This window comes from Desulfoscipio gibsoniae DSM 7213, from assembly GCF_000233715.2.
GTDB lineage: Bacteria > Bacillota > Desulfotomaculia > Desulfotomaculales > Desulfallaceae > Sporotomaculum > Sporotomaculum gibsoniae.
In genome coordinates this window covers 4,639,351-4,660,359 of the sequence record NC_021184.1, presented here as the reverse complement: position 1 = coordinate 4,660,359, position 21,009 = coordinate 4,639,351, and the positions used below count along the sequence as shown (strand labels likewise).

Genomic DNA, 21,009 nt, shown 5'->3' with positions numbered 1-21,009 from the left:
AGATTTCGTATCGTTACTATAAACCCACGGGTTAAGTCCGTGGGTTTTCTATGGAAGCATACTTTTTTATAATTTTTCTTCTTTTAAAGAACAAAAGTAATTCTGGTAACGTCTAACAATATGAATGCTGATTAGAGGGAGGTAAACGATGCGCAGGTACATAACCTACTTAATCTTAGTTGCCATATTCCTTACCGCAGCTGCTCCGGCGATGGCGGAAGGCGGGGCTGAAACCGCCATCTTGAAAGTCAATGATCTCATGGTGCAGGTGGACGGTGTGCCCTATGAGCTGGAAGTGGCCCCCCGGGTGAGTGACGACACCACCATGGTTCCGCTGCGTTTCGTGCTGGAAGTTTTCGGGGCGGAGGTTGGCTGGGATTCCGAGGCCAGGGAGATTTCCGTGCGGCATAATGATACCGAGATCCGCCTTGAGCCGGGTGTTGCCAAAGCCGTTGTGAACGGTGAAGTGCAAACCATTGCCGGGGCTCCGGTCATTGAAAACGGCATTACGCTGGTTCCCTTGCGTTTTTTGGTGGAAAAACTAAATTATCAGGTGGATTTCTTGCCCGGCACCAAGGAAATAATCATCAAACAGCTGCCGCCGCCGAACCGGCCGCCTGTAGCTGAGTTTGAATTGGAAAAGGATACGGTGGACCAGGGGGAAACGGTCTATTTTAACGAAAAAAGTTATGACCCCGACGGAGATCTGATAGTTGAAACAAAGTGGACGGGCCGGGAGAGAGCGTTTTTTGCTCCGGGAGAATACCCGGTTACCTTAGCGGTAAAGGACAGTCAGGGTAATTGGAGCGAGCCTTTTACCAGGATTATCACAGTAACCGAAGAAGTAAAGATGGATCGGCTTACCTATAATTTGCATAATCCTATTGCCGGAGAACCTCTTGGCAATATATCCAATATTTCTGTGTTGGATTTGGAACAGGTAAGTCCCGCTGTCAGCATGGATAGGTTACAGGTGATGATTAGCAATAGTCCCGAAGTTGTGCGGGATGACGGTATTTTATTTAGTGACGTTTTAAGCGGCGAAACTCGCTTGTATTACCATCATATTAATGGTGCCGGGGAAAATAAAAAAATATATCCGCTGGTAATTAACCAGAGTGATGAACCGGTACTTATGGTTGTTAAAAGAGTTGGTATTGCCGGCCCCGGTGAGGCTATGGCGGTGGGCCGGGCGGCGGCTTACCGGTACCTGGACTTTAATGCCGGCAGCGCTAAGTTCGTAGAGCTGCAGCCGGGTCAAAGATATATTCTTAATGAAGATAAGAATAGTATCGTAAAGCCCGGTGAGGCTGTTCACGGTATATTTGATATAGACGCCCGGGGCGACTTGTCGTTCCAAGTAATCTCCGTTGGGGCACAGGAGCAAATTGAAGATTACAGCCAGCTGGTTATCCTCAACAGGGACGATGTGCATATCCGGGGTACTTTCCCTATGGCTAACCGCTCCCTGTCAGTCCAGTTGGACGGTCAAGAACCTGTCCGGTTGGTGGTGGCAGACGGTAGTGAGGACGGGTTCTTGATCGGTCAGGATACCAATACCAGTCTGATGGGCAATTACCCCCGGCAAAGCAACAACTCCGGTAACTACGGTGTTATTTACAAAATAACCATGCATTCCAAGGAGCGGGTGGGGGTAATATTCTCCCCGCGGGGCGGTGTGTTTGCCGGGGCCGGTAAGTGGGATGGAAAAGCTTTCTACCTGCCCAATAAAGGAATCATGAAGCCCCAGACGGAATTTGCCCTGATCGGCATCCTTGAGCCGGGTAAAGAAAAAGTGCTGGAGTTTATCCCGCCCGCGGGCTCGTATTTGCCGGTTAATCTGATATTCGTACCATTTTAAATTAAGCTCCTACGAGTTGTCTTTTGTAAAGAAACCCCGAACTCGGCTTATGCTATATTCAAAAACTATCATCAGCAGTTACTGCTTTGGTGGATCGGTTGTGTAGCGAAGGAGACGTTTTTTTTGCATTATTGTACATTGTATTGTACAATATAAACGTGAGGTGATTTTATGATAGCAACAAGCTATTCGTCTGTAAGGCAAAATTTTAAAAAATATTGTGACAAGGCTGTAAACGATTTTGAAACAATTATTATTACTCGTGAACGTGGCGAGAATGTAGTTATGCTATCCGAAGCAGAGTATAATAACCTTTTAGAAAATCTCTATGTGAGAAGTAATCCAAAATACTATAACGAACTTTTACAGTCTATAGAGCAATTAAAAAAAGGCAAGGGAAAGAAAAGAGAATTGCTTGATGAATAAAATCTTTTCGGATGTAGCATGGCAGCATTACTTGTATTGGCAATCAGAGGACAAAAAAATATTAAAGAAAGTCAATGAGCTATTACGAGATATTGATAGAAATGGAAATGAAGGATTGGGCAAGCCGGAGCCACTGAAAAATGAATTATCCGGATATTGGAGTCGCCGTATTACTGATGTTCATCGACTAATATATAGTATTGATAATGACAATATTTATATAGCTAGTTGCAGAGGTCACTATTAAAAGAAAACACTTCCTAATACTATTGATGTTTTAGGAAGTGTTTTCCTTTCCCCACCCCCGCCCCTAATTCCCCACCCCCAATTTCCAATTGACACCTTTAAAATTACAAATTATACTTAATCATATAAATAATTCACCACAAAAACAATTGCTAAACAACCCAAGCAAAGGGGGGATGCATAATGACTACTATGACCTTGGATGTTTTTACCCGTTACTGTGACCGTCTGGATGAGATGGCACAGCTTTTTTTGCGCCGGCTTCATCAAGAAATTATTGTTAATTTAGGTAATAAAATAACCGACAAGATAACCGGCCACCAGTTTATGATGATGAAAATAATCGGCGATCGTGGCCGGGCAACGGTGTCCAATGTGGCCGACGACTTAAACGTGTCCCTGAGTGCTGTTACCGCCCAGGTGGACCGGCTGTGCAAAACGGGGATGGTGGCGCGCAGCCGTTCGGAGAAAGACCGTCGTGTAGTATGGTTGACATTAACAAACGCGGGGCAGGAGGTGGTTGATGTTTGCGAGGACGTTAGATTACGGGTCATGCAGCGTTACCTGGGACACTTGGACGAGAGGGATCTGTTACATATAATCAGTATATATGAAAAAATAATTGCTCTTATGAGACAAGAGGAGGAATGTGCAATTAAACCAAAGTAAGTAAAACTGAGCTTTTTGAATGATTTACTGAATTTTAGGGGAGGTCGTTCGTTATTAAACGCAAGGCATTATTTATTGTAGTTGGTTGGTTGATTATGTTAACTCTTGCCGGTTGCGGCAAAGAGAGCCAGCAAACCGGCGAGAAAGAAACCGTCATTCCCATTGAAGCAACCAGGGTGGAAAAAGGTGTGCTTAATGATATTACCGTGGTCACCGGTAAGTTGAAGGCTCTGGCGACTTCGGATGTCGTACCCAGCGGGCAGGGCGGCAAGGTATTGGCGGTTAATGTTGAAGTGGGCAGCCAGGTCAGTCAAGGACAAACATTAATTACCCTGGAGAATACTTCTAAAGCTTCCCTGGCAGCGGCGATAAACCAGGCCGAGGAAGGTGTGGCCCAGGCCCAATCAAGTTTGGAAGTAGCTCGGATTAATTATGAACAGGCTGCCGCCAATTATGAGCGGGGTAAACAGCTGTATGAATCGGGGGCCATACCCGAGGCAGGCCAGGCGGGTTTTGAAACTGCCTATGAAATACCCTATAAGCAAGCCAAAGTGAATTATGAGGAGACGGCCCCCGCGGCGCTGGCTGCTGCCCGGGCTGCCGTGGCTCTGGCCAGGGAAAGATACCAAGAGCAAAATAATAACTCGGTAATTAAATCGCCGATTAGCGGTGTGGTAACTGCCGTTAACGTCAACCCCGGCGAATTGGCCAGTTCCGCCTCTCAAGTACCCGTAGTGACTGTCGTTAACCTGTCCAAGGTGGAGGTCGAAACCACTGTAACTGAGAGCCTGATTAATAAAATCAAGCGTGGTCAGGAAGTGCCGGTGACCATAAGCGCGGTTTCCAATAAACCATTTACAGGGGTGATTGCCAAAATAGCTCTGGCAGCCGATCCCACCAGCAAGGCCTACCCCATTAAAGTGCAGATAAATAATTCCCAGCAAACCCTTAAGCCCGGTATGTTTGCCGAAGTGCAAATTAAAAATGCTTTGCCTGAAACGCTGCTGATACCTAGAGATGCCGTTGTTAAAAAAGGCGATGTAGATATTGTTTGGGTTATTAACAAAGACCGGGTAAAATCCTGCGAGGTTACCGTCGGTGCCAGTGACGGTAAGAAGATTCAAATTCTCAAGGGACTTAAAGAGGGAGAACAAGTGGTTACTTCCGGCCAAAACATGCTCAAAGACGATACTAAAGTGGAAATAAAGAGCCAGGTGAAGTGATTATATGAAAATTACCGATGTTTCTATAAAGCGGCCGATGCTGATTTTGGTATGTGTAACCATAGTGCTCTTGCTGGGGGCGGTATCTTTTTCCCAGTTGAGCATTGACTTGTACCCCGAAATGGAATTACCCGTTGCGCTGGTAATGACCAGTTATACAGGGGTGGGCCCGGAAGAAATTGAAGAACAGATCACTAAACCTATAGAATCGGTACTCAGTGCGGTAAGCGATTTGGATACCATTTCTTCGACAAGTATGACGGGCAGTTCTACGGTAATGGTTATGTTAGACTGGGGAGCGGATATGGATGCCGCTTCGCTGGAAATTCGGGAAAAAATTGATTTGGTTCGCGACGCCCTGCCCGAGGAAGCGGATGCACCGGTTGTTATTAAAGCGGACCTATCTATGATGCCCATATTATATTTGGCAGTAAACAGTTCGGATCCCATGCAGCTCAAGCAAACAGTGGATGACATCATTCAGCCCCGGTTGGAACGGGTAAATGGTGTGGCCAGTGTTTATTATATGGGCGGTTGGGAAAGAGAAATCCAGATTCAGGCAGATCCCGTCAAACTGGATGGTTATGGCCTGAGCTTAAATGCCCTTACCGCTGTCCTGGGCAGTGATAACAGGAATGTTTCCGCAGGTACTGTCCGGGAGGGCCGCAATGATTTACTTTTGCGGGTGACCGGTGAATTTGAAAACCTGGATCAGATTCGCAGTGTAGTGGTGGGTAACTTCGGTGGATCCCCGGTATACTTGAGCGACGTTGCTGAAGTGGTGGACGGGCAGAAAGAAGTTACCCAGATCGGCCGGGTTAATGGCCAACCGGGCATGATGCTGATGATAAACAAACAAAGTGGTGGCAATACGGTGGCAGCGGCCCGGGAAGTCAAGGCGGAACTGGAGAAGCTGGAGCAAGAACTGCCTTCCGTTGACTTTCAAATTGTTATGGATCAGTCGGAATTTATTGAGGAATCCATTAGTAGTTTAGCTGAACACGCAGTAATAGGCGGTACACTGGCTATATTTATGGTTTTAATTTTTTTGCGCAATTTCCGCAGCACTCTGATTATATCAACATCTATACCTATCTCCATTATTGGTGCTTTTGTGCTGTTATATTTTGGCGATATGACCCTCAATGTGATTACTTTAGGCGGTTTGGCTTTAGGTGTGGGCTTAATTGTTGACGATGCCATTGTGGTATTGGAAAATATCGTCCGGCATAACGAGGCTGGGTTGGACCGGGTTACCGCGTCCCGGCAGGCCACGGATGAGGTGGGGTCGGCGGTTATTGCCTCGTCCTTGACGGTGGTAGCGGTGTTTGTACCCTTTATTTTTGCGGAAGGCCTGGCTGCTCAACTTTTTACACCGATGGCGCTGAGCATCAGTTTTTGCATACTGGCTTCGCTGGCGGTAGCTATCACCATAGTGCCTCTGCTGGCTTCCCGCTGGTTAAACACGTCTAAAACCGGCCGGGAGGAGCAGGCAGTCAGCAATCAAGAAAAAACCCGTGGTATGCAGCGTTTGTACCGCGCATCAGAACGGTGGTTTAATCAGCTGGACGATTATTACCGCCGCCTTTTGCAAGTTGCCTTGAAACGACGTAAGCTGACCATACTGGCGGTGGTGGCAATATTTGTCCTGTCTCTTTTTGCCATACCCATTGTAGGGATGGAATTTATGCCCGGTACGGATCAGGGTTATGTGACTATTGACGTGAAAATGCCCAAGGGAACCTCGTTGGATGAAACCAACCGGGTACTCACCGATATTGAGCGTGTGGTGGAAAACAGGCCGGCCATTGATAGTGTCTCCTGTCTTGTTGGCAGCGGCGGATCAATGATCGAAGGAGACAGTTCGGATAAGGGACAAGTGATCTTAAAGTTGGTAGATCAAGCCGAAAGGGAGATAACTTCCGATGATCTGGCCAATCAATTAAGCGCTGAACTAAAAGATATTCCCGGCGCGGACATTAATGTTTCGGCCATGGAATCAGGCATGGGTACCCCCACTGCACCGGTAGAAATTAAAATCAGGGGTGATAACCTGGATGTCCTGGCTCAGCTGGGCGACGAGGTAGCCGCGGTAGTAGAGCAGGTGCCCGGCACCCGTGAGGTGTCCAGCAGTTTGGAAGAGGGGCGTCCCGAACTGCACGTGGTGGTGAACAGGGACCGGGCCTCCATGTACGGTTTAAGCCTGTCCGAGGTATCTTCCGCAGTGCGTACGGCCATTGACGGTACTGTGGCCACTCGTTACCGGGTGGGCGGTGAAGAAGTGGATATTCGGGTGCAGTTGCATAAAACCAATCATGAGTTTAATGAGTTTACCCAAAGTGAACTGTCCGGCTTGAATCTGGCGACGCCGGCGGGTACGTTGATTCCCTTGAGCCAGGTGGCGGAACTTAATCAGGACCAGGGCCCCAATACTATTGATCGTGAAAATCAGGCCCGTATTGTCACGATAACTTCTCAACTGGCCGGACGCGATCTGCGCAGTGTAACACAGGATATTGAGCGGGGTATGGCGGATATAAATATGCCCTCCGGCTACCTTGTGGAATTTGGCGGGGAGCAGGAGCAGATGGCCGAAACTTTTGGTACTCTGGGATTGGTTTTGGTCCTGGCCATAATTCTGGTTTATTTGGTCATGGTGGCTCAGTTTGAATCCTTAATGTACCCCTTTGTGATTATGTTCTCCGTGCCGGTAACTCTGACCGGGGTGGTGCTTTCCTTGTTGATCTCCGGCCGGACTTTCAGTGTAACGGCCTTTATTGGAGTGATTATGCTGGTGGGTATTGTGGTTAAAAATGCCATCGTGTTGGTTGACTATGTCAATATTCTCCGGCATCGCGGTCTGGAGCGGAATGAGGCCATTTTAAAAGCCGGCCCCACACGTCTGCGGCCGATTTTAATGACGGCTTTATGTACTGTCATGGCCATGTTTCCCATGGCCCTGGGTATCGGTGAAGGTGCGGAATCACAGGCCCCGCTGGCTACGGTGGTGGTGGGCGGACTGCTGTTCTCCACACTGATTACCCTTGTTTTGGTGCCGGTGGTGTATACATTAATGGATGATTTCAGTAATAAATTTAGTTTAAAATTGTTTAAAAGAAAGAAGCACGCCAACGAAACAGCATAAACAGTTTAATTAGTTGGTTAAGGGGAAAGGGGTCCTGTTAATTATTTAATGACCTTTCCCCTTTTTGATATTCGATATTTTTCTGTAACTAAAAAAGCGAAGACGGGGGCGATGGCCTATTAAAAATAAAAAAGCCATAGTGGTAGTATTGATGTTAATGATTATTACCCTGGCCGGGGTGACGTGGTATTACTGGTATAACAACATCCATTATGTGTCAACGGAAGATGCCAAGGTGGATGGAGATATCTATAAAGCAAGCCCGCAAATTTCCGGGGAAATCCTCGACGTTAAGGTGGCGGAGGGTGATACCGTACAGGCCGGTCAGATTATTGCCAGGCTTGATGATACTGCTCTGCCGGCCGGTGGCAATAACGATTTGACCATGGTGCGTTCTCCCGTCAGCGGACTGGTGATCAAAAAACTGGCCCATGCCGGAGAAATAGGAGCGGCAGGCCAGCCCGTGGTCATGGTGGTCAGGCCAGATGCACTTTACGTTACGGCCAACATAGAAGAGACGGATTTGCATAAAGTTAAGGCCGGCCAGCAGGTGGACATTAAATTGGACAGCACGCCGGGTCATGTAATCACTGGCCGGGTGGACTTTATCGGCGAAGCCACCCTGTCCACCTTTTCTCTGCTGTCTCAGGCAAATTCCGGGGGGAATTTTACTAAAGTGGTGCAGCGCATTCCGGTGCGCATTAAGCTCGATGAAATGGATAAATCCCAGCTGATTTACGGAACCAACGCCGAGGTGAAAATCCATGTCCGATAAAGTTCCACGTGTGCCTGGTCCGCCTGGCCCGCCAGGCAACCCCGGACCACCCGGCACTCCAAAGCCCGGTCCACCGGGTCTGTCCGGTGCGCCGGGCGGGGGATCACCGGGTCAAACTGCGGGCGGCCAGATCCCCTGGGCTCAATTATTTATCCTGATTGCGGGCGGTTTTATGGCTATACTGGACAGCAGCATTGTTAACGTTGCGCTGCCCAAGTTGATGTCCATTTTTGGAGTGGGTGCGGAAAAAATACAATGGGTGATGACCGCATATCTGCTGGTTTCCGGGGTGGTCATTCCCGTGACGGGCTACCTGGGGGACCGCTTCGGCTACAAGCGGCTATATATTTACACGCTGGGGGCATTTACCATTGGATCCGCGCTGTGCGCCTTCGCTTGGAGCAATAATTCGCTGGTAGCCTTTAGGGTTCTGCAAGCAATTGGCGGGGGTATGATGATTCCCGTTAGCATGGCCATGATATTCCGTATTGTGCCGCCCCATAAAATGGGCACTGCTTTAGGGGTATGGGGTATCACCGCCATGCTGGCCCCGGCTATCGGACCCACCACGGGCGGCTACCTGGTGGACAACTTCTCCTGGCACACCATATTTACCATCAATATCCCCATCGGCATCATAGTTATTTTCCTGGCAGGGCTGATTCTCAGAGAAACCGATGTTCGCCATGACTTGAAATTTGACATACCCGGATTTATGTTGAGCGGCCTGGGCTGCTTTGCCTTGCTGCTGGCCCTGAGCGAGGGGCAGGACAAGGGGTGGACCTCCCAATACATAGTGACCTTGCTGGTAGGTGCCTTTTTCATGCTGCTGCTGTTTGTACTGTGGGAACTGCAGACGCCCCAGCCCATGCTGGATATACGTTTGCTGCGCAACCCGGTATTTGCAGCCAGCCAGGCTACCACCGCCATGCTGACCATGGGCCTGTTTGCGGCTATCTTTCTTATACCCATTTATGCTCAAAACCTGATGGGGCTTACTCCCATGCAAACCGGGCTGCTGCTTATGCCCATGGCGATAATGAGCGGCATCATGATGCCCATCAGCGGCCGCCTTTATGATAAAATAGGGGCCCTGCCCCTGTGTATCGTCGGCATTACCATATTAATAATTACCACGTACAAATTGCACGTTATCAATTTGGATACCAGCTATCACTGGCTCCAGGGCATGCTGGCCCTCCGGGCGGTTGGAATGGGGCTGATGATGATGCCCGTCACCACTGCGGGAATGAATACACTGCCGCCATTTCTCTCCGGCCGGGCTTCGGCATTTAACAACCTGGTACGGCAAATTTCAGCTTCCATGGGCATTGCCTTTTTGACCTGGGTGATGCTTAAAAGGCAGGTGTTTCACGCGCAAATGTTGGCCGATAGCGCCAGCATTACCAACCCTGTGGCCCACGATACCATACAGATGATGGCTACCCAGCTGGCCGCCTCCGGCATGGTATCCGGGCAGGATGGCTCGGTGGCGCTAATTGCACTATCAGTGCAAAGGCAATCCATGGCACTGGGTATAGGTGACACTTTTATCGTGAGCACAATAATCATTTTATTTGCGGTGCCGCTGATTTTTTTGTTAAGTAAGAAAAGGGTGGAAGCCCAGCGGGCTATAGAAATGCAAAAGTATTCCGCCGCCCGGCCAAACTAAAATATGTCGATCTTTTAAGTCTAACTATGGCAGGTGGATCTAATATTATGTAGAAAATAATAAAAGTGTGTACCTAGTAATATTTAAAAATGAGAGGCAAGTATAGTGAGTGCCAAAAAGAAAAAAAACAGAACCACCCTGACTGAGGAAAAAAGTAATCCCGAGCAGTTTACCTCTGCCGCATTGCATCAGACAGCCTTTTGGGGCTTTGCTCTGCTGCTGTTATTCCCGCCATTTTTGTGGGGGCTCTTTTTCCCGGCGGAGCAGCAAAAAGTGCTTATGCTTGCCGTGCTGGTTTTTTGGCTGGCCTGTTTATGGTGTTGGACCCAAAAGGAAAATAAAATACTAAGCGGGCCGCTGGACTATTTTGCCCTGGCCCTGCCTGTAGTATATATATTATCCACTTTTACGGCAGTGAACAAGGGACTGGCCATTAACGAAATTATTAAGAATATACTATACTTCCTTGCTTACTGGTCGGCTTCCCGGCTGGTGCGAAACAGGGAAGATGTGCATCGACTGCTGCAGGTAATCTATCTGGGAGCTGTTGGTGTGGCGTTGGTTGGTCTGCTGGCGGCTACGGAGCTTATCTATTATAATGATGCATTTTTGCAGGGGCGTATTTATTCTACATTTCAATATCCCAATGCGCTGGCCAGTTACCTGGCGGCAGTGTTTTTTATCGGAATATACCTGTGGTGCCGAACCCGTGCTCATAACGCCGGTGCGGGAAGGGATTTGAGCGCTTTATTTTCAGCCCGGTTATACCGGTATATTGGTTCGGAGTTTTTATACGCTTGTGGTAACTACCTGCTGCTGGCAGTACTGCTGGGTACCAAATCCCGGGGCGGGCTGCTGGCCTTTGGACTTGTATTCTTAATATATCTTGCCGGTTTGGGTGCCGGACAGCGATTGTCCGTAGTGTTGCATACTGCTTTTACGGGGGCAGTGGGTTACCTGTGTATGGATAGGTTTATTCAATTGACTTTGGATAAACATTACGGAACCGCCTGGCTCTGGATGTTCGGCGGGCTGGTGCTGGTATTGTGCGGTCAAGTGCTATACATGCTTGCGCACAGAGGTCTGTTGACCCGTTTAAATGCCGGCAAGTGCAACCTGGCTTTTGGCTGTTTATTCGCCCTGGGCCTGGCCGGCGGGGGAATTTGGCTAACCACTCAACAGGCGATTATACAAAAATTTAGCGGCTTTAGTTTCCTCCAGAACGCCATTGAGAGGATGTATTTTGTAAAAGACGCTGTGGAAATGTTTAAAGCCAGACCCCTTTTGGGTTGGGGTGGCGGCGGTTGGGAAGAAGCCTATCGCTCTTTTCAGGATTACCTGTACAACTCCAACCAGGTACACAGTTATTATTTCCAGGTAGGGGTGGAAACGGGATTGCTTGGATTGCTGGCGGTGGCCGGTATCTGGTTAACAGCTGTTTATTATATCTATAAGATATATAATAAGCGTCGGGATAACCCTGAGTTGTTTAAAATCACCTGGCTATTAGCCGCTGTATTTATGGTCATTGCCGGGCACGCCGGCATGGATTTTGATTTGTCCCTGGCAGCTTTAGCGCTGGTGTTGTGGACTACCCTGGGCATTATTGATAGCTTAAACCGCCGGCTCGAAAAAGATGCCGCCGACCGGGAGGCTCAGCAACAATATACGATGAACAAACAATATGGCCGGTGGCAAATGTTCGCGGTATCAGTGGTTTCATTGTTCATTTTTACAGGCGCTTTGATGCTGGCCCTGGCCAACCACTTCGCCTGGATGTCTGAAAGGTATTTGAAAGTGGGGCAAACTGACAAAAGTCTTACCTACATACAAAAAGCCGCCTCATATAATCCATTTAGCGCCGGTTATCGCCTTACTTTATCCAAGCTCTACCTGGCCGGAGGGGACTATGACCAATCTTTGGCCCAGGCCCGCCAGGCTGTTGCATTGAGTCCCTACAGTTCGTCAAATCGTAACACCCTGGCCGAAGCGGCCCTGTCAGCCGGTCAATATGAACTGGCCGCAGAACAGGCGGAAAAGGCGGCATCGCTGTCCCCGTACCAAATACAGTGGTATGATGCCCTGGCCGGTAAATATTTTTCAGCCGGGTATGCCTTGCTGAACGATGGTGAGAATCAGGCGGCCGGAAATCTTCTGGCCAAGGCTGCCGCGCTGCCCGATCAGCTGCAAACTATCATGGATAACCTGCCCGCTCAGTACAAAAAAATGTGGCGGGACGGTCCTCCGTTAACCTCCACCGAGACTATGCTTTTTGCAGCCGGTGCGGCCAAGTACCAGTTGGGTGAGTATAATCAGGCCGAAAAACTGCTGCAGGTGGCGGCAAAAAGCGACAGCCGGGATATTCGCGGCCGGGCGTTGTTGTGGCTTTCACTGGCAGCGGATAAAAAGGGGCAAACCAGCCGGGCTATGGAACTGCGCAGCCAGGCCGAACAATTAATGCCTAATGCATCGGCGGAGTTTGAAAAGGTTAAAAAATTGCCCGTGCTTAAATAATAATCCTTTCAGGTGATCCTTTTGCATATTGTACAACGTAAAAGAATCATGCATTTAATTACTAACGGCCAGGCGGGTGGCGCGCAAACACATGTTTATGATTTAGCGACCAACCTGCGGCAGCAGTTTGATATGCATGTGGCTATGGGTACAGGTGGGCCTCTCTGGAACAATCTCAAGGAACAAAATATACCGGTTTACCGGGTACCCAGCCTGATCAGGCCAATATCTCCGCGTACCGACATACAGTGTATAATACAGGTAATCAAGCTTATAAACAGTGTAAGGCCTGATTTAATATGCATACACTCCAGCAAGGCGGGCATCCTGGGTCGATTGGCCGCCCGCCTTTGCGGCATTCCCGCTATATTTACGGCCCATGGCTGGGCCTTTACCGAGGGGGTGCCCGGTCGGCAAAGGCAGCTTTATCGGCAGATTGAGCGGCTGGCCGCCCGCTGGGCTGATAGAATAATCTGCGTTTCGGAATATGACCGGCTGCTGGCCCTGCAATATGGTGTGGGGCGGGCGGAAAAGCTGGTAACCATTCATAATGGAGCATCCGACATTGGAAATAAATACCGGGCCCGTCCCAATGGTGCCAATCCGGTGCGTTTAATCATGGTGGCCCGTTTTTCAAAACAAAAGGATCAACAGTTGCTTTTGCAGGCTCTCGGTGCACTGCCGGCGGATAAAAATTATCAGCTGGACTTGGTAGGAGATGGCCCGCTGTGGGAAAAGTGCAGGGAAACAGCCGCCGGGCTGGGACTGGAGGACAAGGTCAATTTTTTGGGTGCCAGAAACGATGTTCCGGCACTGCTGGCCAGGGCGCATATTTTCGTGCTGATTTCTCAATGGGAGGGTTTTCCCATTAGTATCCTGGAGGCTATGCGGGCCTGCCTGCCCGTAATTGCCACCGATGTGGGCGGGATCAATGAAGCGGTAGTAGATGAAGAAACCGGCTTCCTGGTCAATCGCAATGACATGGCAAATTTACAAGCCCGGTTGCAGGAGCTGATAGATAACCCCGGGTGGCGCCTGGCGATGGGGCAAAACGGCTACAGCAGGTACCGGCAAAATTTTTCTCTACAAGCCATGCTGGCTAAAACAGCCATGGTATATAACCAGGTATTAAATAAATCAAAGGATTGGTAAATTCCATGCTTAAAGTAAACCAAAAGCAGACCAGGAAAAAAAATATATTTTTGTCTCCCTATATTCTGGCGCTGTTGGATGCTTTTTGGGTAAACGCCGGTTTATTTCTGGCTTTTGAACTGCGTTTTTGGGGCAACGTGCCGGATTATAATATAGAACCTTTTTGGGACATAGCCCCCTGGCTGGGCATAGCCACCATTGTCATTTTCAGCGGCCTGGGCCTCTACGAAAAACGGCGCAACGGCTATATGAGCGTCTTGCGGGCGTCGCTGACCGGTGTCGCCGGGATATTTATGATAACCCTGTCTTTAACCTTTTGGCTGCGCGGCTTTGCGTTTCCCCGCAGTGTATTGCTGCTGAGTAGTATTTTGCAAATGCTGTTGATCTCATTATGGCGCTACGCCTGCTGGTATCTGGAGAAAAAAATACATGGCCTGCGCAGACTTTTAATAATCGGCCCGCGTGAAGAGAAAGAAAAATTGTTGGAGCAGGTAATTGATTTCCCCCGTGGCTGGTTTAAAGTACATAAAGTGATTGATTATACATCAGTTGATCAGCTGGACGAATGGCTGGAAGAAATAGATGCGGTTTTGCTGGTGCCGCCATTTCCTTCGGAACAAAGAGCCCGCCTGCTGGCTGATTGCCGCGGGGCCGGCTGCGACGTCTTTCTGGTGCCGGATTTTTACGATATTTTGCTGTTAAACGCGCGGATGGGCCAGCTATCCGATTTGCCGGTCATGGAAATCAAAGATATTGGCTTAACTGAATTTCAACAAGTCATAAAAAGGATATTTGATATTGCCCTGGCCCTGCTGGGCTTAATATTAACAGCACCAATAACAGTAACATGCGCATTGCTGATACGCTTGTCCACCTCCGGACCGGCTTTTTATACCCAAAAGCGTGTCGGCAGGGGAAAACGAGTTTTTCACCTGCTGAAGTTTCGTACCATGGTGGAAGACGCGGAAAAAGAAACCGGTCCCGTGCTGGCGGTGGACAATGACCCGCGTATCACCGGTATAGGGAGGTTTCTTAGAGCTACCAGGTTGGACGAACTACCGCAATTGTTTAATGTATTAAAGGGCGAGATGAGTATCGTCGGCCCAAGGCCGGAACGTCCGGTTTTTGTACAGGAATTTGCCCAGTTATATCCCGATTATCATATGCGCCACATAATAAAGCCCGGCATCACCGGGCTGGCCCAGGTGGTCGGAAAATATACAACCTCTCCAGAGGATAAATTAAAATTTGACCTGTACTACATGCGTAATTACTCATTGTTGATGGATTTTAAGATTATTTTGCAAACCATACCGGTATTATTCAGCCGGGAAAGCGCAGGCGGCATAAAGCATGATGCAAGTACTTTCATTGCCGTGTACCAGAGACCTGGTAGCGGAACCGATGGCAGCAAGATGCCGACCTCCACAGTGTCGTTGCCTAAATAGACCGGATACCGGTATATCGACGAAAATTTAGTTGTAGGTAGCGTTTATGGTCTAATAATAAAAAGTGTATATAACAAAGAAACGACAGAATATACCGCTGTCATTACTTTTCTTATAGAATAAATTATTTTTTATAGCCTAATACTTTGTAGAGCAATTTACCAAAATAACTTATTATCTTAAATGTTCTTGACATAAGAATTTTATCAAGTTGATCTTTATAAAATAGAGTTTCTTTATTACCATATACAAAATAGCAGTAACTTGTTAAACATACCCGTTTTAAGAGATCAGGATGCTTTTGGGCTATCTTTGTCAACAAATAGGCATGGTTGCTTCGTCCTATAGTATTGACCATACTTGCTTTACGTCGCCGGTAATGAAACAATATTTCTGGCATAACCTCAACTTGGTAATTTTTTTCCGCCAGGGACCACCATAAGTCCCAGTCTTCGTAGGAAAACAGGCTTTCATCATAAGATATGAACGAAAAAATATCTTTTCTAAATAAACTTGTTGCTACTCCCGCTCTGTTTTCGCATGTAATCATAACTTCATTTAAATCATAGGGTATAACGTAATCAATTATAGATGTCGGTTCCTCACCATCATTAAAAAAATTCACATAGCAACTAACAGCCGCCAGATCCGGGTTGTTCTCCAATGCCCTGACCCCGAGTTCCAGATATTTCGGGTGAATAATATCGTCACTATCAAGCGGCAGAATGTAACTACCCTTCGAGTACTTAATACCATGGTTCCTTGCGCTGCCCAAGCCCCCGTTTTCTTTTTCAATTATCCTTACTTTTTTGTTATCCCTGTATAAGCTTCTTAAATTATCCAGCTCAGCCTTTGCTTCAACCTGGGTTGAACCGTCATCCACAATTATTAACTCCCAGTTGCTATATGTCTGGCTGAAAACAGAATTAACGGTTTGTTTAATATATTTCTGCATGTTAAAGTAAGGTACAATTACAGAAACCATGGGAGTTCCTGACGAGCTGCAGGTGTTGGTTGGTTCTTGTTTATATTCCAGTGCTTTGGCATACAAATCTTTCTGGTTGGTATTTATCTCTTTAGCATTCCATTTCAGGTGCTGTTTTTGGGTATAAAACTTGGCCAGGGTTTGGTAAAGGTTAACATGGGTGCCGTTGAATTTTAAACAATCTATATCATTGATAAAATAGTCTTGAAAAGCGGGGATGTCATTAAGTATTAAGGGTATACCAATCCAGTTTAATTCATGAGCCGCCAAGCAGAATGTTTCCATTCTGGATGGTATAACTGCTATATGGCATTTGCTGGTATATTCCTTTAACATCTCCGGTTTTATTCTGCCGGTAAATATAATTTTCTCTTTATATTTATCCGGTATCAGGCTTAGCAACTCTTCCTTAATGGTTTTGTGTTTTCTGAATATATGGTAGTCCTGCCCAATGATCACAAATTGAGCATCATTATCCACTTTGTCCAGGAATTCAACTGCTGCCTTAACAAAAAGGTCAGGGCCTTTTACAGGCTGTAGTTTTCCATAGAACAAAATTTGCTTTTGCTCCCGGGAAGCATACTGCCTGGGATGGATACCCCCATCGGTTAATTTTTGGAACTTGGGTGCGTTATAGAAATATTTTTTATTAATTTTGTATTCGGCCAGATACCATTTGGCCACTCCTTGTGAAGGTGCGATTAAAAAATCCGCATGCTTTAAACTATACCTTTCCATGTCATACACATGCAGGCTCTCCAACCAAAACTCTTCTCTATCGTCAGCTTTATCAACAAGTTCCTTGGTGCCGTGAAGCCTGACCCAAACTGGTATAGAAAAGATATTATCCTTTTTCCAAAGTCGGCGCATTTTTATAAATACATATCCCAGCCCTAAATAATCAGGGAATTCAATACCGTCTATTTGTTCAATTGCAGCTAATTTATGCAGAGCCATGGCAATTTTATAGGAACGGTGGTAAAAAGAGAAATGAAAAGCCCATAGGGGTATAATATCACCCTCTTTGGCCAGTAACTCTTCCACACTGTAAACCTTTGCGTTAGGTATATTGGCAAGGGCATAATCCCTAAAAGCCTGGATTGTAGGCTTATCCATGTTTTCAAGCAAGATTACCGGAATAATACTATTCCTGCTTAGCTCTATGGATGTTTCCGTAATCAGTCTGCCTATGCCGCCACTGGTTGCCGGCCATATTTCGTTAGTCACGAAGCACACCTTGCGCATGTTAACACCTCTGTACTAATCATTTACAAACGCTAGTGCAGATTCTCTGGCTCTGACGTTGTATGTCTTGGAATATTCTATATAGCGCTTTACTATTTTGTCTCTTTCAGGTAATGCTTTTTCTATGTACCGGCCAATAATGTGAGCACTATCCGGATATGGAACGATCAGCCTTTGCGCTAAATACTGGTCATCGGTAAACAGGTGAGATGATGGTCCGACAAGACAAGGCACCCCCACGCTCAAGCTTTCCAGGGGCAGCATGGGTGCACATTCAGATAATGTCACATATAGGTTTAGGTGCATTTTGCCAAGTACAGAAGGCATGTCTTGCTGGGGGATAGGTTCATTCGTATATGTTGCATTCAGCCCCATAGTAGAAATAAAATCTTTTGAACGTTTAGATACCTTGGGCATGTGCAAAACCGCATCTTTAATTAATGTTGTGGCCGCCATCATGGCAAACGGTTGTTTGCGCCAATTTTCTTCGATATACCATATCCCTAGATGAGGACCGCCCTCTTGCGGGATAGAAGGAGATTCAACCGACATAGGTACAAAATTCATAACAAAACCTGTCCTGTATCCCTGCTTGGATAATACCTCCGCCATGCCCTTTTTAACAAATCCAATCTTATAAAATATTCCTTGCTTGTGAAAACTCAATATAGTTTTAAAACTATTCCAAACATATTTCTCCGCTGATTGAAGGAAATTGGCATGCCAGAGAATATACTTTTTGCTGTTCGGGGAGATTCTGTGTAATTCTTTAAGCACTCTAATATGCCCGTTGGCAAGGCCACTAAACAAGAATTTTTGGCAACCGCTTTCAATTAGAACATTAGCAATATATTTGCTGTCTTGTTTGCTAACATTATCGTCCACAAAATAATGGTAGGGATAAAGCTGTAGGGTAGATGAGCGTATACCTCTCCAGTCCGGATGCATAATGGATATAACCAATGGTTGATCCTGTTGCATAGTCTGTATCCATTTTATGTCACGTTCTTTAAAAGTTAATCTGTTTTTAAGTAAATGAAAAAAACAAGAGGTAGTGTTTTTAAAATTAAACGACAAAACATTAATCCTCCTGATTCTATGATAGTACAGGGTATTACGGATATATTATCATCTGTAGTTGTAGGTAAACAAGCAGGTAAATATAAAAAGAGGAGGCAATGCGCAATATTGTCCTGCCCCGCTGGGTTTAGCAACTTTCAATACCCGGTACCAAGGGAATAGCAGGTTTATTTGTCCTGGTGTTCCTTCATTTTTCTTGTGCCCGGGGAAAGGCTGCAGCAGGGATTATCGTTAAAATGTAGTATTTACAAACATTATGGAGAAGAATAATTGTTTAACCATATGCTTCGTAACAACAGAAATATGGCCGGGCACCGGCGGCGGTATAGGCAGGATGATCAGTGAAAACGCTCGCCTGCTTGCCGAAAACGGTGCTACACCCGTATTCTTGCTGGATGTGGATGAACAGGCGCGTGATTTGTTTAATTCCTATGCTGTGGAGCATATTCCCCGGGCCAGGGTGTACGCGGTCAATGAACTGTTAGCCAACCACAGGCAGGAATTAAGTGCCTATGGCGAAATTGCCATCGAAAGCCGTAGTTTTCGTTTTTATCACTACTGGCGGTCTTATTTGATAGACTTATGCCTGCAATACATACTGGATAGAGAAAGCGTAGATGGTATTGAATTTGCCGACTATCTGGGGCAGGGCTATGTATATTTCAAGTTGCGCCGGCTCAGAGAAAACAGTCTACATATCCCGGCCTGGGTACGCTTGCACGGCAGCGCGGAGCTCTGGGATGCCGCCGACGGTAAACCCGGTATGGCACCGGCGGATATTCAACTTAAAGATATGGAACGCTTCTGTTTGGCCAAATGCGACCGCTGGGTGGCTTCTTCCGAGGGAGTGCGGCGCTGGTACAGCAGTTATTATCATATTGAAAAACCTTGTTTAACAGCACCACCAAATTTCCAGCGACTGGGGCCGGGATTAACCCACCCGCGCAGGTCGGACCCGAACCGCCCTCGACGGGTGCTGTTTTACGGGAAAATGCAAAGAATCAAAGGCCCGGACCTGCTGGTGCGGGCAGCCCTGGAATACCTGCGGAGCGATGATCCGCATGCGGAATTTTACCTGGTGGGGCCGGACGTGCCGATGGCCGGCGGAACGTCAATGCGGGCCTGGCTGGAACAACTAATACCGGAGCAATTTAGCCGCAATTTCATTTTTACCGGTAAAATAGACCCTGGTATGCTGCCGCGGCTGGCCAATAAATGTGACCTGGCGATTTTCCCATCCAGGGTGGAAACCTTTTGCCTGGCAGCTCATGAATTAAATTGGATCGGCATACCGCTATTGGTGAGCGATATTCCGGGGCTGGATTTTTTTACAGCCGGTGTAAACTGTTTTAAATTCGATGGTACGGTGGAAGGTCTTTACCACGGCATAAAAAATTTTTTTAGCGGGCCGGATATCGTGGATAGCCTGCGCTGGCAGACCCCGGAAAGGGGCAATTCGATAACACAGCTTTATCACAAACTAAGTGATACGAGGGAGATAACCGTTGTTAAACCTGCCGTGCCAGGTGGTCGGGTGCACGAACCCCGGGTGGCTATTTTTATTACGGGAAAAAAACCGCCTCAACAAACGATGGACTCTCTTGCAGCACTAAATTACCACAATTGGCGGGCGTGGTATGCGGGCGGCGGTGCTTTCGATGATGAGCCTGGTTCGCTGTCTAATGATGCCCGGATTAGTTTGGACGAGGATATTTTCAGCGGATCGGATGGTTACCAGAAAAGCTGTTGGAGTGATAAGCTAAATGCCGAATTTATTGTTTTTCTTACCCCCGGTACGCAGCTGCGCCCGGACTTTTTAAGGCGAGCGGCAGCCGCCATGTCGGAAGATGGCGAAACGGTGGGGGTAACCGGTTGGGCGGCGCTTGACAGTCCTTCCCCCGCGGGAGAAAAACATATTGTCCCCTATGATCTCAATCGTTTTTTAATTTTTACCGAAAACCCGATTGGTTCATTGTCCGTACTATGGCGCCGTGCAGCGGCGGAAGCGCTAAGTCCGGATGAATACGCGGATCCCTACAAGCTATGGTCTTATTATTGTGCGCTGGCAGTGGCAGGGAAGAAGATAGCTGTATTGCCTTGTGTGCTGTTGGATGTTGCGCGCAGCGATGATCGGCCGGGCATTAATCCAGCACTGGTGCAAAACCAGAGTACGTATATAAAAAAGCATGCTCCGGAACTAATGCGGCTGCTGTTAAATTTGCTGGACGAGGCCCAAAAAAATAATTTGACTATGCAAAATCATATTGGCGGGCTGGAAAAATCCAGTGAGGATATGTGGTTGGAAATAAAAAGATTGACGGCTGGCTGGGAAGAACAGAAAGCATATATCATCAGTAAAGAGCAGGAATGCGCGCGCCTATGGGACGATTTGCAGAAATCGGTTGCCAGGGGTGAGGAAATGCGCAGTGAGAATGAAGAACTGCGCGATGAGCTGGAAAAATGTAAGCTAACTATGGACCGACTGTTTACTTACCTGGAAAACAAGAAAATTCTTCGATTGATGAAATTATCCGGGCTTATGGATTTAGAACAGTTCAGGAGGTAAAG

The 21,009-nt window shown here is 47.3% G+C and carries 14 protein-coding genes; 12 read left to right on the top strand and 2 right to left on the bottom strand.

All coding sequences use genetic code 11. From position 1 onward, the window contains the following. The first annotated feature begins 148 nt into the window (after window positions 1-148). From DESGI_RS21745 to DESGI_RS21695, 11 genes are all read left to right on the top strand, one after another. Window positions 149-1,861, top strand: coding sequence for a stalk domain-containing protein (locus DESGI_RS21745; RefSeq protein WP_006522355.1), 1,713 nt, complete (start codon window positions 149-151; stop codon window positions 1,859-1,861). A gap of 171 nt (window positions 1,862-2,032) precedes the next feature. After that, the gene (locus tag DESGI_RS21740) at window positions 2,033-2,287 is read left to right on the top strand and encodes a type II toxin-antitoxin system Phd/YefM family antitoxin (protein WP_006522356.1); all 255 of its coding nucleotides are present in this window, start codon (window positions 2,033-2,035) and stop codon (window positions 2,285-2,287) included. Next, window positions 2,280-2,534: a Txe/YoeB family addiction module toxin gene (locus DESGI_RS21735; protein WP_006522357.1), complete on the top strand. Its 255-nt coding sequence runs from the start codon at window positions 2,280-2,282 to the stop codon at window positions 2,532-2,534. Before DESGI_RS21740 ends, DESGI_RS21735 begins: the two co-directional genes overlap by 8 nt. Before the next feature lie 182 nt (window positions 2,535-2,716). After that, a complete protein-coding gene (locus DESGI_RS21730; protein WP_006522358.1) occupies window positions 2,717-3,202 on the top strand; it encodes a MarR family winged helix-turn-helix transcriptional regulator in 486 nt (161 codons plus the stop codon). A gap of 95 nt (window positions 3,203-3,297) precedes the next feature. Continuing rightward, the gene (locus tag DESGI_RS21725) at window positions 3,298-4,425 is read left to right on the top strand and encodes an efflux RND transporter periplasmic adaptor subunit (protein ID WP_006522359.1); all 1,128 of its coding nucleotides are present in this window, start codon (window positions 3,298-3,300) and stop codon (window positions 4,423-4,425) included. A gap of 4 nt (window positions 4,426-4,429) precedes the next feature. After that, window positions 4,430-7,570: an efflux RND transporter permease subunit gene (locus tag DESGI_RS21720; RefSeq protein ID WP_006522360.1), complete on the top strand. Its 3,141-nt coding sequence runs from the start codon at window positions 4,430-4,432 to the stop codon at window positions 7,568-7,570. Between the two features lie 151 nt (window positions 7,571-7,721). Continuing rightward, the gene (locus DESGI_RS21715) at window positions 7,722-8,345 is read left to right on the top strand and encodes an HlyD family secretion protein (RefSeq protein WP_041285039.1); all 624 of its coding nucleotides are present in this window, start codon (window positions 7,722-7,724) and stop codon (window positions 8,343-8,345) included. Beyond that, window positions 8,335-10,017: a DHA2 family efflux MFS transporter permease subunit gene (locus DESGI_RS21710; protein WP_006522362.1), complete on the top strand. Its 1,683-nt coding sequence runs from the start codon at window positions 8,335-8,337 to the stop codon at window positions 10,015-10,017. Before DESGI_RS21715 ends, DESGI_RS21710 begins: the two co-directional genes overlap by 11 nt. Before the next feature lie 105 nt (window positions 10,018-10,122). Then, on the top strand, window positions 10,123-12,531 hold the full coding sequence (locus tag DESGI_RS21705; RefSeq protein ID WP_006522363.1) for an O-antigen ligase family protein: 2,409 nt from the start codon (window positions 10,123-10,125) through the stop codon (window positions 12,529-12,531). A gap of 21 nt (window positions 12,532-12,552) precedes the next feature. Next, window positions 12,553-13,683 (top strand): glycosyltransferase family 4 protein, encoded by a 1,131-nt coding sequence (locus tag DESGI_RS21700; RefSeq protein WP_006522364.1) that lies wholly within the window; start codon window positions 12,553-12,555, stop codon window positions 13,681-13,683. Window positions 13,684-13,688: 5 nt separating this feature from the next. Then, window positions 13,689-15,131 (top strand): sugar transferase, encoded by a 1,443-nt coding sequence (locus tag DESGI_RS21695; protein WP_006522365.1) that lies wholly within the window; start codon window positions 13,689-13,691, stop codon window positions 15,129-15,131. A 124-nt stretch (window positions 15,132-15,255) separates the two neighbouring features. Here the strand turns inward: DESGI_RS21695 and DESGI_RS21690 are convergent, their stop codons facing one another. Further along, entirely contained in the window at window positions 15,256-17,343 is a 2,088-nt protein-coding gene (locus tag DESGI_RS21690; RefSeq protein WP_162141536.1) for a glycosyltransferase, read from the bottom strand. Between the two features lie 33 nt (window positions 17,344-17,376). Continuing rightward, window positions 17,377-18,438, bottom strand: a complete 1,062-nt coding sequence (locus tag DESGI_RS21685) for a hypothetical protein (RefSeq protein ID WP_006522367.1) — start codon at window positions 18,436-18,438, stop codon at window positions 17,377-17,379. Between the two features lie 259 nt (window positions 18,439-18,697). On the opposite strand from DESGI_RS21685, the gene DESGI_RS21680 reads away from it, so the two are divergent. Continuing rightward, window positions 18,698-21,007: a glycosyltransferase family 4 protein gene (locus tag DESGI_RS21680; protein ID WP_041285038.1), complete on the top strand. Its 2,310-nt coding sequence runs from the start codon at window positions 18,698-18,700 to the stop codon at window positions 21,005-21,007. The last annotated feature ends 2 nt before the right edge of the window (window positions 21,008-21,009 follow it).